The sequence below is a fragment of the Amycolatopsis sp. NPDC003676 genome, assembly GCF_053587275.1.
In genome coordinates this window covers 23,399-37,250 of sequence record NZ_JBSFNS010000082.1, presented here as the reverse complement: position 1 = coordinate 37,250, position 13,852 = coordinate 23,399, and the positions used below count along the sequence as shown (strand labels likewise).

The 13,852-nt window shown below is 69.7% G+C and carries 12 protein-coding genes and 1 rRNA gene; all 13 read right to left on the bottom strand.

Going from position 1 to position 13,852, the window contains the following annotated elements; genetic code table 11:
- Positions 1–93 (bottom strand): 16S ribosomal RNA (locus tag ACWDNU_RS33265); the annotation flags it as partial.
- Between the two features lie 362 nt (positions 94–455).
- Positions 456–1,730: a tyrosine--tRNA ligase gene (gene tyrS, locus ACWDNU_RS33260; protein ID WP_449671784.1), complete on the bottom strand. Its 1,275-nt coding sequence runs from the start codon at positions 1,728–1,730 to the stop codon at positions 456–458.
- 32 nt (positions 1,731–1,762) lie between these two features.
- Complete coding sequence (locus ACWDNU_RS33255; protein ID WP_449671783.1) at positions 1,763–2,398, bottom strand: DNA-3-methyladenine glycosylase; 636 nt, start codon at positions 2,396–2,398, stop codon at positions 1,763–1,765.
- 44 nt (positions 2,399–2,442) lie between these two features.
- A complete protein-coding gene (gene argH / locus ACWDNU_RS33250) occupies positions 2,443–3,858 on the bottom strand; it encodes an argininosuccinate lyase (RefSeq protein WP_449671782.1) in 1,416 nt (471 codons plus the stop codon).
- A 25-nt stretch (positions 3,859–3,883) separates the two neighbouring features.
- A complete protein-coding gene (locus ACWDNU_RS33245; protein ID WP_449671781.1) occupies positions 3,884–4,867 on the bottom strand; it encodes an argininosuccinate synthase domain-containing protein in 984 nt (327 codons plus the stop codon).
- A complete protein-coding gene (locus ACWDNU_RS33240; RefSeq protein WP_344286579.1) occupies positions 4,864–5,364 on the bottom strand; it encodes an arginine repressor in 501 nt (166 codons plus the stop codon). Before ACWDNU_RS33240 ends, ACWDNU_RS33245 begins: the two co-directional genes overlap by 4 nt.
- Complete coding sequence (gene argF / locus ACWDNU_RS33235) at positions 5,361–6,287, bottom strand: ornithine carbamoyltransferase (protein ID WP_449671780.1); 927 nt, start codon at positions 6,285–6,287, stop codon at positions 5,361–5,363. Before argF ends, ACWDNU_RS33240 begins: the two co-directional genes overlap by 4 nt.
- Positions 6,287–7,492, bottom strand: coding sequence for an acetylornithine transaminase (locus ACWDNU_RS33230; RefSeq protein WP_449671779.1), 1,206 nt, complete (start codon positions 7,490–7,492; stop codon positions 6,287–6,289). Before ACWDNU_RS33230 ends, argF begins: the two co-directional genes overlap by 1 nt.
- On the bottom strand, positions 7,489–8,424 hold the full coding sequence (gene argB, locus ACWDNU_RS33225) for an acetylglutamate kinase (protein ID WP_354744970.1): 936 nt from the start codon (positions 8,422–8,424) through the stop codon (positions 7,489–7,491). The genes ACWDNU_RS33230 and argB overlap by 4 nt, the downstream gene beginning before the upstream one ends.
- Positions 8,421–9,581 carry a bifunctional glutamate N-acetyltransferase/amino-acid acetyltransferase ArgJ gene (gene argJ, locus ACWDNU_RS33220; protein ID WP_449671778.1) on the bottom strand — a complete coding sequence of 387 codons (1,161 nt, stop codon included), beginning with the start codon at positions 9,579–9,581 and terminating at the stop codon, positions 8,421–8,423. Before argJ ends, argB begins: the two co-directional genes overlap by 4 nt.
- On the bottom strand, positions 9,578–10,606 hold the full coding sequence (gene argC / locus ACWDNU_RS33215) for an N-acetyl-gamma-glutamyl-phosphate reductase (RefSeq protein ID WP_449671777.1): 1,029 nt from the start codon (positions 10,604–10,606) through the stop codon (positions 9,578–9,580). Before argC ends, argJ begins: the two co-directional genes overlap by 4 nt.
- A gap of 939 nt (positions 10,607–11,545) precedes the next feature.
- Complete coding sequence (locus ACWDNU_RS33210) at positions 11,546–12,022, bottom strand: helix-turn-helix domain containing protein (RefSeq protein ID WP_370936316.1); 477 nt, start codon at positions 12,020–12,022, stop codon at positions 11,546–11,548.
- A gap of 194 nt (positions 12,023–12,216) precedes the next feature.
- Positions 12,217–13,818 carry an alpha/beta hydrolase gene (locus ACWDNU_RS33205; protein WP_449671776.1) on the bottom strand — a complete coding sequence of 534 codons (1,602 nt, stop codon included), beginning with the start codon at positions 13,816–13,818 and terminating at the stop codon, positions 12,217–12,219.
- Between the last annotated feature and the right edge of the window lie 34 nt (positions 13,819–13,852).

Sequence of the window (13,852 nt, the reverse complement as noted above, 5' to 3'; positions counted from 1 at the left end):
TCATCCCCGGCCGAAACCGGTTCAGCGTTCGACTTGCATGTGTTAAGCACGCCGCCAGCGTTCGTCCTGAGCCAGGATCAAACTCTCCAACAATGAACAGTTCGATCGAGACTACTTCTCAATCATTCTCAAAGGAAACCCCGACGAGGGGGGTTTCATATTAAGCTCTACTGGCTTAGTTCACTAGCACACTGTTGAGTTCTCAAGCAACACACCCCGAACCAAACCCGAACCCCCGTGAGGGCGAGCCTGACCGAAGCGGTCATTCCTAGCAGTTTGTGGTGGGACACCCACTCAATCACCCTAGAGGCGAGAGCTTGGTTCGTGTCCCGGCGGCCACCCGGTTTCCCTGGCGACTTGGAGAACTTTACACGCCCTCCAGGGGCCCGAAACAGGGGGGTACCTTAACCGCGTTCCCGCAGGTCAAGCCCCCTGTTTCGGGCCTCGGGCGGAGATCAGCCCGCGACGCTGACGCCGGCGACGTTGCGCTTGCCCTTGCGGACCACGAGCCAGCGGCCGTGGAGCGCGTCGGAAGCGGACGGCTTCCACTCCTCGTCGGCGATCTTCACGTTGTTCACGTACGCGCCGCCCTCCTTCACGGTCCGCCGGGCCGCGCCCTTGCTGTCCACCAGTCCCCCGGCGATCAGCAGGTCGACGATCGTCGCGTCGCCGGCGGGCTCGACCTTGCCGTTCGGGACCTCGGCCATCGCCGCGTCGAGCGTCGGCGCGTCCAGTTCGGTCAGCTCGCCGCGGCCGAACAGGGCTTGGCTCGCCGCAATGACCTGGCGCGTCTGGTCCTCGCCGTGCACCAGGTTCGTGAACTCCTCGGCCAGCTTCTTCTGCGCGGCGCGCAGGTGCGGACGCTCCTCGGTGTCCTTCGCCAGCGCGTCGATCTCCTCCTGGTCGAGGAAGGTGAACAGGCGCAGGTAGCGGAGCACGTCAGCGTCGCCGACGTTCACGAAGTACTGGTACCAGGCGTACGGCGAGGTCAGCTCAGGATCGAGCCACACGTTGCCGCCGCCGGTGGACTTGCCGAACTTGCGTCCCTCGGCGTCGGTGACCAGCGGCGCGGTCAGCGCGTGCGCGGTGCCGCCCTCGACGCGGCGGATCAGGTCCACGCCGCCGACGAGGTTGCCCCACTGGTCCGAGCCGCCGACCTGCAGCTTGCAGCCGTGTTTGCGGTACAGCTCCAGGTAGTCCTGCGACTGCAGCAGCAGGTAGCTGAACTCGGTGTAGGACATGCCGTCGCCTTCGAGACGGCGCTTGACCGTCTCCCGGTTCAGCATCACGTTCACCGAGAAGTGCTTGCCGACGTCCCGCAGGAATTCCAGCGTGTTCTGCTTCGAGGTCCAGTCGAGGTTGTTCTCCACGATCGCGCCGGTCGGCGAATCGTCGAAGTCCACGAACCGCTCCAGCTGCCCGCGGATCCGCCCGGCCCAGTCCGCGACGACGTCCAGGGTGTTCAGCGTGCGCTCCCCGTTGTCGCGGGGGTCGCCGATCATCCCGGTGGCGCCGCCGGCCAGCACGATCGGCCGGTGCCCGGCGCGCTGGAACCGCTTGAGCATCAGCAGCGGGACGAGGTTGCCGGCGTGCAGGCTGGGCGCGGTCGGGTCGAAACCGCAATAGAGCGTGAGCGGGCCGTGGTCGAGTTCTCGGCGCAGGGCGTCGATGTCGGTGGATTGCGCGATCAGGCCGCGCCAGGACAACTCGTCAAGGATGTGCTCACTCACACCTGTAGATGATCCCCCACCAGGTCAAACCGTTAACCCGCGGGTCGTACCTGCCGGCGTTTGCCGCCGCGGCGGTAGGTGGAGACGGCTGGTGAGCCGTCGACCCAGAACCGCCACGGCGTCTCCATCGCCATCGCGACTCCGACCCGCGGGCCGGTGCGCACGTTCTCCGCGGGCACGCGCTCGCCGACGCGCAGCCGCACCGGCGATTCGGGGTCGGTGAGGTCGACGCCGTTCTGTTCCCGCGCGAGGCCCAGCACCGAGGTGAGGATGGCCGGACCTTTGGCGAGTTCGCCGTTGCCGCGCGCGTTCGGCCGCCGCTTCCGCACTATGTCCGCGCCCTCGACGACCTCGCCCGCGCGCAGCAGCACCGCGCCCGGCTGTCCGTCCTCGGTGCCGACGACGTTCGCGCAGAAGTGCATGCCGTAGACGAAGTACACGTAGAGGTGCCCGGCCGGGCCCCACATCACGGCGTTGCGCGGAGTTTTCCCGCGGTAGCAATGCGAAGCGGGATCGCCGAGTCCGCGATAGGCCTCGACCTCGACGAGCCGCACCCCGACCCGGCCTTCGGGCCCGTCGGCCTCGAGGACGGCACCGAGCAGCAGCCGAGCCAGGTCGACCGGGTCCAGTGCCAGTTCTTCGCGCCGGAACAACCGGTCCACACGCACTCCCCTCGTCAGGCCGCCAGCCTAACCAGCGGCCTGACGACAGATCACTTCAGCCACTGCCGATGCGCCGCAACGCGCTCGACCAGGCGCGCCCGTTGCTCGGCGACACGGTCCGGCGCGGTGCCGCCGCGCGCGTCGCGCGAACGCACTGAGCCTTCAACGGTGAGGACTTCGCGCACCGCCGGGGTGAGCGCCGGGTTGATGGCCTGGAACTCCTCGTCGGTCAGCTCGTCGAGCCCAGCTCCGCGCGATTCCGCGACCCGCACGCTCTCCCCCGCCGCCTCGTGCGCGACGCGGAACGGCACGCCCTGGCGCACCAGCCATTCGGCGATGTCGGTGGCCAGAGTGAACCCGGCAGGAGCCAGTTCGGCGAGCCGGTCGGTGTGGAAGGTGAGCGTGCCGAGCATCCCCGCGATCGCCGGGAAGAGCAGTTCCAGCTGTTCGACCGAGTCGAAAACCGGTTCCTTGTCCTCCTGCAGGTCGCGGTTGTACGCGAGCGGCTGCGCCTTGAGCGTGGCGAGCAGACCGGTGAGGTTGCCGATCAGCCGTCCTGCCTTGCCGCGGGTCAGCTCCGCGACGTCCGGGTTCTTCTTCTGCGGCATGATCGAGCTGCCGGTGGCCCACGCGTCGTCCAGCGTGACGTAGCCGAATTCTGCGGTGTTCCAGATGATCACCTCTTCGGCGATCCGCGACAGGTTCACCGAAAGCATCGCGACCGCGAACGCGAACTCGGCGACGAAATCGCGCGAGGCGGTGCCGTCGATCGAGTTCTCCACGCTGGTGTCGAAGCCCAGCTCGGCGGCGACGGCTTCCGGGTCGAGGCCGAGCGACGAACCGGCGAGCGCGCCCGAACCGTACGGCGATTCCGCGGTGCGCGCGTCCCAGTCGCGCAGGCGGGAGACGTCGCGCAGCAGCGACTGGCCGTGGGCCATCAGGTGGTGCGCCAGGAGAACCGGCTGCGCGTGCTGCAGGTGGGTGCGGCCGGGCAGGATCGCGTCCGGGTGCCGGGACGCCTGCGACACCAGCGCGTCGATCACGTCGAGCGTGCCCGCGACCACCCGGCGCGCGGCGTCGCGCAGCCACATCCGGAACAGCGTCGCGACCTGGTCGTTGCGGGAACGGCCCGCCCGCAGCTTGCCGCCCAGCTCGGCGCCGGCACGTTCGAGCAGACCGCGTTCGAGAGCGGTGTGCACGTCCTCGTCGGCGATCGTCGGCGTGAACGCGCCGGACGCGACGTCTTGCGCCAGCGTGTCGAGCGCGTCCAGCATCCCGGCCAGTTCCGCTTCGGTGAGCAGACCCGCCTTGCTCAGCACGCGGGCGTGCGCGCGCGACCCGGCGATGTCGTAGGGCGCGAGGCGCCAGTCGAAGTGGGTCGAGGCGCTCAGCGCCGCCATCGCCTCGGCCGGTCCGCTGGCGAACCGGCCGCCCCACAGCTGCACCGGCTGGTCTTTCCCGCTCACGTTCTGCCTCTCTCGTCCGGCGTCCTCAGGACGCCTGGGTGCTCGGATGCTGGGTGCTCCCCAGCGGAGTGTGCCCGGTGGCCGGACGGTACCGCCGTCCGACCGGGCGAAGCCGCCTCCCGAGGAGGTCGGCGACGGTCGCGCTGCCCGCGTGCAGGACCAGCCGCACCTCGCCGGACACGCGCTCCTGCGCCCGCCGGACGAACGCGTCCAGCGGCTCGCGCAGCGGCGAGAACCACAATCCGTCGTGGACCAGCTCGGCCCACCGGCGGTCGACGCCGTGTTTGAACCTCGCCAGATCGCGGTCCAGGGTGACTGATTCCAGCTCCTGATGCGCGGCGATCAGCACCGCCGCGCCCGGAGTGTCATAGGCCTCGAACCTGCCGACCCCGTGCGCCCCGGCCCGGTGTCCGAGCCGTTGCACCGCCTCGGCGACGCTGACCGTCTCGCCGTCGACCGCGACCGGTACGCCCTCATCGAAGGTGACGACGACCTCGTCCGGCGCGCCGAGGTTCGCCACGGCGTCCTCGGTGCAGCGGTAGCCGTCGTCCGCGACCCGGCCCCACAAAGTCCGGCTCGTCGACAGCTCCGGCCTGCCTCGGATGCCGAGTTCGACGATCTCGAGGTCTGGCGCGAGTGTCGCGATCATGCTGGACAACGCGTCGCCGCCACTGTGTGCGACGGCCGACGCGTTCCGGTCCCGCGCGGTCGCCACGAGCTGGCTTGCCAGCAGCGGTCGGGCCAAGACCAGCGGGTGCCGATCGAGGATCAGCGCATTCACTTGCAGCGCAAGCAAACAGTAGCCGTTCGCGAAGTCCTCGCGGACGTCCGCGACCACGACTTCGGCGGCTCCGTCGGCCATCGTCTGCCGCCGGAGCGCGCACAAATCCACGTCGCCCGCACCGAAGTCCACGGCGACAGCGACCACTTCGCTTTGTCCCGCAAGGAGATTCAGCGCGGCAGAGGAGCCGTGCCCGCCCGGATAGGCGAGCACGACCCGCCGGGTCACGGCTCGTCCCCTTCCGCCGAACCCTGCGCGAGCGCGGTAAAGCGTTCGGCAAGGTCTCGTCCGGTGAGCGGTTCGCGCGCGATCACTGCGACCGTGTCGTCGCCCGCGATGGACCCGACGACCTCTTCCAGCGCGGCCCGGTCGATCGCGCTCGCGAGGAATTGCGCCGCGCCCGGAGGCGTGCGCAGCACCGCGAGGTTGCCGGAGAAATCCGCTGACACCAGCAGTTCGGCGAGCAGCCGGGACAGCCGCGAGGTGCCGCCCTGCACGCCGCGGACCGGACTGCCGTCCTCGGGGATGACGTAGACCGGCGCGCCCGAGTCGGCGCCGCGCAGCTTGACCGCGCCGAGTTCGTCGAGGTCGCGCGACAGGGTCGCCTGCGTGACGTCGATTCCCTCGGCGGCGAGAAGCCGCGCCAGCTCCGTCTGGCTGCGGATGGCCATCGTGGACACCAGTTCGGTGATCCGCGCCTGGCGCCCGACCCGGCTGCTGGTCATCGGCCGTTCTGCCCGAACAGCCAGACCAGCAGGGCTTTCTGCGCGTGCAGCCGGTTCTCCGCCTCGTCCCAGACCGCGCTGGCCGGGCCGTCGAGCACGTCGTCGGTGATCTCCCAGCCGCGGTGCGCGGGCAGGCAGTGCAGCACGATCGCCTCGTCGGCGGCGCGCTTCAGCAGCTCGGCGTTGATCTGCAGGGCGCGGAACGGGCCGACCCGGTCGAGGCCGTCGTTCTCCTGCCCCATCGACGTCCAGGTGTCGGTGACCAGCACGTCCGAACCCTCGACCGCTTCGCGCGCGTCGGTGTAGACGGTGGCGCTGCCGCCGGTTTCGGCTCCGTGCTGCTTCGCGTCCAGCATCACCTGCTGGTCGGGCTGGAACCCCTCCGGCGACACAACGCGCACGTTCATCCCCGCCGTGGTTCCGCCGAGCAGCAGCGAATGCGCCATGTTGTTGGCGCCGTCGCCGAGGTAGGTGAGCGTGAGCCCGGCGAGCTTGCCCTTGCGCTCGCGGATGGTCATCAGGTCCGTGAGCACCTGGCACGGGTGGAACTCGTCGGTGAGCGCGTTGACGATCGGGATCGACGCCACCGACGCCATCGAGTCGATGCGCTTCTGCGCGAAGGTGCGCCACACGACGGCGTCGACGTAGCGGGACAGCACGCGCGAGGTGTCCTCGATGGTCTCCTCGCGGCCGAGCTGCATCGAACGACCGTCGACGATCACCGGGTGCCCGCCGAGCTGGCTGATGCCGACCTCGAACGAGAACCGGGTGCGGGTGGAGTTCTTCTCGAAGATCGCGGCCACCGTGCGGCCGGCCAGCGCCTTCGTGCCGAGCGGGTCCGCCTTCAGCTGGTCGGCCAGGTCGAGCAGAGCGGTCTGCTCGGCGGGCGTGACGTCGTCGTCGCGGAGGAAGTGGCGGGGCATCAGTCGGATTCCTTCGTGGTGGTGGAGTCGAGCGCGCCCGGGAGGGCGGAGAGGAAGCCGTGCGCCTGCTGCTCGTCGAGCACGAGCGGCGGGGCGAGCCGGACGGTGTCCGGGGCGACCGGGTTGACGAGGTAGCCCGCGTCCTGCGCGGCCTTCGCGACCGCCGCGGACACCGGTTCCCGCAGGCCGATGCCGAGCAGCAGCCCCGCGCCGCGGACGCCGGAGACGAGCGGGTGGCCGAGCGCCTCGACGCCGGCGGCGATGTCCTTGCCCAGCGCCGAAACGTGGTCGAGCAGGTCGTCCCGGACGATCGTGCGCAACACGGCCAGGCCGGCCGCGCAGCACACCGGGTTGCCGCCGAACGTCGTGCCGTGCTGGCCCGGCTTGAGCAGTTCGCCCGCCGCGCCGACGCCGATCACCGCGCCGAGCGGAAGCCCGCCGCCGAGCCCCTTCGCGAGCGTGATCACGTCCGGCACGATCCCGGCCTGCTGGAAGCCGAACCAGGTGCCGAGCCGCCCGATCCCGGTCTGCACCTCGTCGAGCACGAGCAGCGCCCCGGCGGCCTTGGTGATCTCGCGCGCGGCCTGCAGGTAGCCGTCCGGAGCGGGAATCACTCCAGCTTCGCCAAGCACCGGCTCCAAGAAGACAGCCGCGGTCTCGCCGTCCACAGCGGCCCGCAACGCTTCGACGTCGCCATACGGAACATGCGTGACGCCCGGAACCAGCGGCTCGAACGCCTCGCGCTTCGACGGCTGCCCGGTGAGCGACAGCGCGCCCATGGTGCGGCCGTGGAACGCGCCCTCCGCCGCGACAACCTTGCTGCGGCCGGTGAGCCGGGTGATCTTCAGCGCGGCCTCGTTGGCCTCCGCGCCGGAGTTGACGAACAGGACCTTGCCCTGTCCGTTCAGGCCCGCGACGTCGAGAAGGGTTTCGGCGAGTTCGACCGCGACCGGGTTCACGTACAGGTTCGACGTGTGCCCCAGCTTCGAAATCTGCTCGGTGACCGCGCGCACCACCTCGGGGTGGGCGTGGCCGAGCGCGTTCACCGCGATGCCGCCGACCAGGTCGACGTACTCGGAGCCGTCCGCGTCCCACACTCGCGCGCCTTCGCCGCGCACCAGGGTCAGGCCGGGGGTGCCGTAGTTGTCCATGAGAGCCGACTGCCAGTGCTGCTGACCGTCCGCATTGGACTTGAGGGTAGTCACGCGTTCTCCGTTCCGGATGCCGCTGCCTCGGGCAGCACCATGGTCCCGACGCCGCGCGAGGTGAAAACCTCGAGCAGCACCGAATGAGCGAGCCTGCCGTCGATGACGTGGGCGCCGCGCACGCCGCCGCGCACCGCGCGCACGCACGCCTCCATCTTCGGGATCATGCCGCTGGCCAGGCCGGGCAACATGCGTTCGAGACGGTCGACGGCGATCCGGTCGATCAGCGACGACCGGTCCGGCCAGTTGGCGTAAAGGCCTTCGACGTCAGTGAGCACGACGAGCTTCTCCGCGCCGAGCGCCGCGGCGAGCGCGCCCGCGGCGGTGTCGGCGTTGACGTTGTGCACCACGCCGTCGACGTCCGGGGCCACCGTGGACACGACCGGGATGCGCCCGGCGTTCACGATGTCGAGCACCGCGTCCGGGTTCACCTCGGCGACCTCGCCGACGAGGCCGATGTCCACCTGCTCACCGTCCACAGTGGCCTGTTTGCGCTCGGCGGTGAACAGCCGCGCATCCTCGCCGGAGATGCCGACGGCGTACGGCCCGTGCGCGTTGATCAGGCCGACCAGCTCGCGGCTGACCTGCCCGACCAGCACCATGCGCACGATGTCCATGGTCTCCGGCGTGGTGACGCGCAGCCCGCCCTTGAACTCCCCCGGCACGCCGAGCCGGGACAGCATCGCGCTGATCTGCGGGCCGCCGCCGTGCACGACCACCGGATGCAGGCCGGCCAGCCGCAGGAACACCATGTCCTCGGCGAACGCGGCCTTCAGCTGATCGTCGATCATCGCGTTGCCGCCGTACTTGACCACGACGGTCGCGCCGTGGAACCGCTGCAGCCACGGCAGCGCTTCGATCAGCACTCCGGCCTTCTCGGCCGCGCTGGCGAGCCGTTCGTCGGCGGAGACGAGCCTTCCGGTATCCGTCATGACGAGTACGCGCTGTTCTCTTCGACGTACGCGTGCGAGAGATCCGTGGTGTAGATCGTGGCCTCGTCCGAACCGACGCCGAGGTCCACGACGACGTCGATGGCGCGCCCGGACAGGTCGGCCGCCGACCGGTCTTCAGCCGTCGTGCCGCCCGCGAACAAGGTGACACCGTTGATGGCGATCGAGACAGTCTCCGGGTCGATCCGCGCCGGTGCGCGGCCGAGCGCCATCGCGATCCGGCCCCAGTTGGGATCGGACCCGAACAACGCGGTCTTGACCAGGTTGTCCTCGGCGATCGTCCGGGCCACGACGATCGCGTCGTCCTCGGACGCGGCGCCCTTCACCGTGACGTCGACATCCTTGGTGGCACCTTCGGAATCGGACCGCAGTTGCAGCACGAGGTCATGGCTGACCTTGGTGAGCAGCTCGGTCAACTCGGCTTCAGTCGGCTCTACGCCACTGGCGCCCGAGGCGAGCACGAGCACTGTGTCGTTGGTCGACGTGCCGCCGTCGACGTCCAGCCGATCGAACGTGATGTGCGTGGCGGCGCGCAACGCACGGTTGAGAGTTTCCTTGTCCGCCACCGCATCCGTGGTCAGCACGGACAGCATCGTCGCCAGGTTCGGCGCGAGCATCCCCGCGCCCTTGGCGAACCCGCCGACGCTCCAGCCCGATTCGTGCTGCGCGAACGCCTGCTTCGGCTTCGTGTCGGTCGTCATGACGCCGGTCGCCGCGTTGAGCCCCGCTTCCGGACTGGCGTCCAGCGCCTTGACCGCACTGTCCACACCGGACAGAACCGCCGCCATCGGCAATCGCTCGCCGATCAGTCCCGTGGAACACACCGCGACCTCGATCGCCCCGGCGCCCAGCACTTCGGCGACCTTCTCCGCCGTAGCGTGCGTGTCCTGAAACCCGCCCGGTCCAGTAGCCGCGTTCGCCCCGCCGGAGTTGAGCACGACGGCCTTCAGCTTCTGCTGCTTCAGCACTTCCTGCGACCACAGCACGGGCGCGGCCTTGATCACGTTGCGGGTGAACACCCCCGCCGCGACGTCGAGCGGGCCGTCGTTGACGACCAGCGTGAAGTCGAGCGCGCCGGAGGCTTTGATCCCAGCGGCCACGCCAGCGGCGCGGAACCCCTTCGGTCCGGTGACGGTCACGGTGCCACTCCCACGGTGGAAAGTCCGGTGGCCTCGGGGAAACCGAGCGCCAGGTTCATCGATTGGACGGCACCGCCAGCGGTGCCCTTGGTGAGGTTGTCGATCGAGGTGACGACGACCAGCCTGCCCGCGTCGGCGTCGATCCCGAGCTGGAGCTGGACGTTGTTCGACCCGACCGTCGCCGCGGTCGTCGGCCAGGCCCCTTCGGGCAGGATCTGGACGAACGGCTCCGCGCCGTAAGCCTTCTCGTACACCGCGCGCGCGGCCGCCTCGTCGATGTCTTGCACGAGTTGAGCACTCGCGGTGGTGAGAATGCCGCGCGGCATCGGCGCAAGCACCGGCGTGAACGACACGCTCACCGGCTTGCCCGCCGCACCGGAGAGGTTCTGCACGAACTCCGGCGTATGCCGATGCGCCCCAGCGACGCCGTACGCGCTCGCGTTGCCCATCACCTCAGAGCCGAGCAGATTCGGCCGCAGGCTCTTGCCCGCACCCGACGTACCCGTCACCGACACCACCGTGACCGCGGGCTCGACCAGCCCCGCCGCCAACGCAGGCGCCAACGCCAGCGACCCGCCAGTCGGGAAGCAGCCGGGCACCGCGATCCGCTTGGCGCCCACGAGCTTCTCGCGCGCACCGGGCAGTTCAGGCATCCCGTACGGCCACTGCCCCGCGTGCTCACCGGAGTACCACCGTCGCCAGTCCGCCGCGTTCGCGAGCCGATGATCGGCCCCAAGGTCGACCACGAGCACGTCCGGCCCGAGCTGCGCCGCGATCTCGGCCGAATGGCCGTGCGGCAGAGCAAGGAACACGACGTCATGGCCCGCGAGCGTCTCCGCGTTCGTCTCGAGCAGCACGCGCCCGGCAAGCGGCGCAAGGTGCGGCTGGTGCGTGCCCAGCGTCGTCCCCGCACTGCTCGCCGCCGTGAGAGCGCCGATCTCGACCTCGGGATGGGTCAGGAGCAGGCGCAGCAGTTCGCCGCCCGCGTACCCGCTGGCCCCGGCTACCGCGATCTTCACCGTCATACGAATGATTATGCACGAGCGTGCAAGCTCAAACAAAGAGGGTTTCCTCACCCCGGCCGGCTCAGCCTCAGGACTTCTCTCAAATTCCTCCAGTCATCGTCAGTTCGCTGGGATCACGCAGTCCCAGATCGTCCGGCTCGTCGAGCCGACCATCCGCACGTCGCCCGGGCGCCCGAGTCGTCCAGCATCCGGTCAGCGGCCTCCATCCACAGGTCACCAGCCACCCAGCCCCGCCGGACCATCCGGCGACGCGGGACGGTTCGGCGACGCGGGACGGTTCGGCGACGCCAGACGGTTCGGCGACGCCAGACGGTTCGGCGACGCGGGACAGTTCGGAGGCACAGGGAGGGTTCGGCGGCACAGGGCCGTTCGGCACCGGGACGCTCAGCGACGCAGGGCCGTTCGGCACCGCGGGTCGTGCCGCAGAGCGGGGGTCGCTCAGCGACGCAGGGCCGTGCCGCAGAGCGGGGTCGCCTCAGCGATGCCGGGGCGAGCTGCAAAGCGGATCGCTCAGCGATGCCGGGTCGTCCAGCCAGCCGGACCTCCCGCTGCCCACCGTCCGGCCAGCGCGCAGGCCATCCGCCCGAGACCGGCTCTTTCGGATACCACCCATCCATCCGAACCCTGTTTTCCCGGGCACAACCCGCCCGGCCACCCGAGCCAGGCGGCCGCCCAGCGAACCGGAGCCGCACAGGTCGTTCGGCACCCAACCTGTTCGTCCGGCACCCAACCTGTCCGTCCGGCACCCGACCCATCCGTTCGGCACTCAACCCGTCCGTCCGACACCCAACCCGTCCGTCCGGCACCCAACCTGTTCGTCCGGCGCTCAATCTGTTCGTCCGGCGCTCAATCTGTCCGTCCGACACCCAAGCCGCCGATCCGGCGCGCAGGCAACGCCACGCCGGGCCCGCCTCGGGATGCGAACCCGGCGGGCATTCGTCAGTCCGCTCCCTCCTCCGCTTCGCGGAGACTCGGCGGCGTCGGCAGATGATTCCCCGGATGCTCCGGATCGCAGCCCACCCGCGGCAAGCGCGCCCGGATCCCTCCCGGCGTCCGCGCGAAATGGCGCGCCAGCTCGGTCACCGAATCGCCCGCGAGCCAGCGGGCTTCCAAATCCGCGTCCATCTCGTCGGTCCACGGTCTGCCCTGCTGTGCCGGGCGTCCGCGCGATCTTCGCCGCGAACCGCCGCCCGCGAAGGTGCGCAGGCTCGTGTCGAGCAGCTCCGCGACGGTCGCCACGGACGTCACGTCGAGTTCGAGTCTGCCCTCGACGACGGGTTCGCCGTCCGGCCGTTCTCCGCCGACCGTGACGGTGACTCGCTCCGGCTCGCCGTCCTCGGTGCGGGTGACGACGGCGACCTGGTACTGGACATCTCCTGACCGGACCTCGGTCCGGTGCTCCTGAATGATCGTCATGGCGGCGAAGGTATCGGCGACCCCCGACAATTTTCGATCACTTAACGCGATCGGGTGACTGCGGACCGAAATTGTCAGACCCCCGCCGTAGCGTCCCCGGCGACCACGAAAACGACCGAGGGGGATCGGTGGACCAGCGGAAAAGGACAGTGCCCCGGCCTGGCGGACCAGACCGGGGCACCGGGGAGAACAGCTCAGAAACGCAGCAAACCGGAAAGCAGGCTCTGCTTCTCCTCCGCCGCGGCCTTCGTCAGGGCATCGGCCTTCTGCTGCGCGCCGGTGGCGACCGGAGACGGAACCGGCTGCGGCACCGCGGCGCACTGGACATCCGAACGGTCGTCACGGACCCGCTTCGGCAACGCCCCGGTGGCGAGGTAGTCGGCGACCCGGTCGTCCACGCACGACACCCCGGAGAGCGATCCGGCGTGCGTTGTCCCGCCGGGCGCGCTGATGAGGCTCGAACGCGGGTAGCGCTTGCGCACTTCGAGGCTGCCCGAGTACGGCGTGGCCGCGTCAAGTTCCTCGCTGATCAACAGCGCGCCGCTCGCCTTCGACCCGTCGATGTCCACCGGCTTGCCCGCCTTCGCGGGCCAGTTCAGGCAGTTCGCGTTGTACCAGGTGTTGCTCCAGGTCTCGAACGGCGCGCGGCGGTGGGTGGCCCAGGCGTCGCGGTGCCAGCGGTCCCAGTCCTGCGGCCACTGCGCATCGGTGCACTGCACCGCGCTGTACACCGCGTAGCCGTTGTCGTCGCCGGGCGCGTTCGACTTGTCGTACAACGCTTTCAGCGACTGCCAGTCGCCGCGGTGCACCCAGCCGTCGAACGCCTTGGCCATGTCCTCCCAGCCGAACACGTAGTAACCGGCCTGCAGGAAGACGTCGAGCCACTCGTCGCCGCCGATCACGCCGCCAGCCGGGTTCCGGTCGAGTTTGCGCTGCTGCGCGTACCAAAGCTGCTCGACCGCCGAACCGGTCTTGCCGAGGTGATAGACGTTGTCGTACTTCGCGAGCCAGCCGAAGTAGATCTTGATGTTGCGGTCGAAGGCGACGTCCTGGTCGAGGTTGGCGTCGTACCAGACCTTGCGCGGATCGACGTTCCCGTCGAGCACCATCCGGCGCATGCGGTCCGGGTGCAGCGTGCTGTAGACCTGCCCGAGGTAAGTGCCGTAAGAGAAGCCGTAGTAGTTGATCTGCTCCTCGCCCAGCGCCTTCCGAAGGCTTTCCATGTCCTGCGCGACGTCAGTGGTCTTGATGTGCTGGAGCAGCGGGCCGTTCTTCGCGCAGGCCTCGGCGTAGCCCTTCGTGCGGGCACGCCAGGTGCTCTCCAGCTGCGGCGTGTCCGGCACGTAAGCCGGGCGGGCGGGCGCGAAATAGTTCCCGTCGCACGTGAGAGCCGGTTTGCTGGAGCCGACGCCGCGAGGGTCGAAGCCGATCCAGTCGTAGCTGTCGCCGGCGTGCTTGGGCACGTTCCGGCCGAGCACCGAAAGGCCGAGCCCGGAACCGCCCGGGCCGCCCGGGTTCACCAGCATCACGCCTTGGTACTTCGCGGTCTTGTGCTTCACCCGCGAGACGGCGATCTGCACGGTCTCGCCCGATGGCTGGGCGTAGTCCATGGGTGCCACCAGGAATCCGCATTCGGCACCCGCCTTCGCGAGGCCGGGGGCGGAACACGGTCCCCACTTGATCGGCGGCGGCGCATAGCCCGTCTCCTCGGGCTGAACCGCGGTGGCGGCGGGTGCGGCAGCCAGCGTTCCGGCCGCGACAGCGGCGGCGGCCAGTGCGGTGACGATTTTCCTCACAGTGGTCCTTTGCGTACGACGGCAACCCGGGCTC

Excerpts from the sequence above, each read along its gene's own strand:
- ACWDNU_RS33240 (WP_344286579.1), bottom strand. The coding sequence starts at position 5,364 with ATGACCAGCAGCCGGGTCGGGCGCCAGGCGCGGATCACCGAACTGGTG.
- argB (WP_354744970.1), bottom strand. The coding sequence starts at position 8,424 with ATGACGGATACCGGAAGGCTCGTCTCCGCCGACGAACGGCTCGCCAGC.
- argC (WP_449671777.1), bottom strand. The coding sequence starts at position 10,606 with ATGACGGTGAAGATCGCGGTAGCCGGGGCCAGCGGGTACGCGGGCGGC.
- argF (WP_449671780.1), bottom strand. The coding sequence starts at position 6,287 with ATGCCCCGCCACTTCCTCCGCGACGACGACGTCACGCCCGCCGAGCAG.
- ACWDNU_RS33210 (WP_370936316.1), bottom strand. The coding sequence starts at position 12,022 with ATGACGATCATTCAGGAGCACCGGACCGAGGTCCGGTCAGGAGATGTC.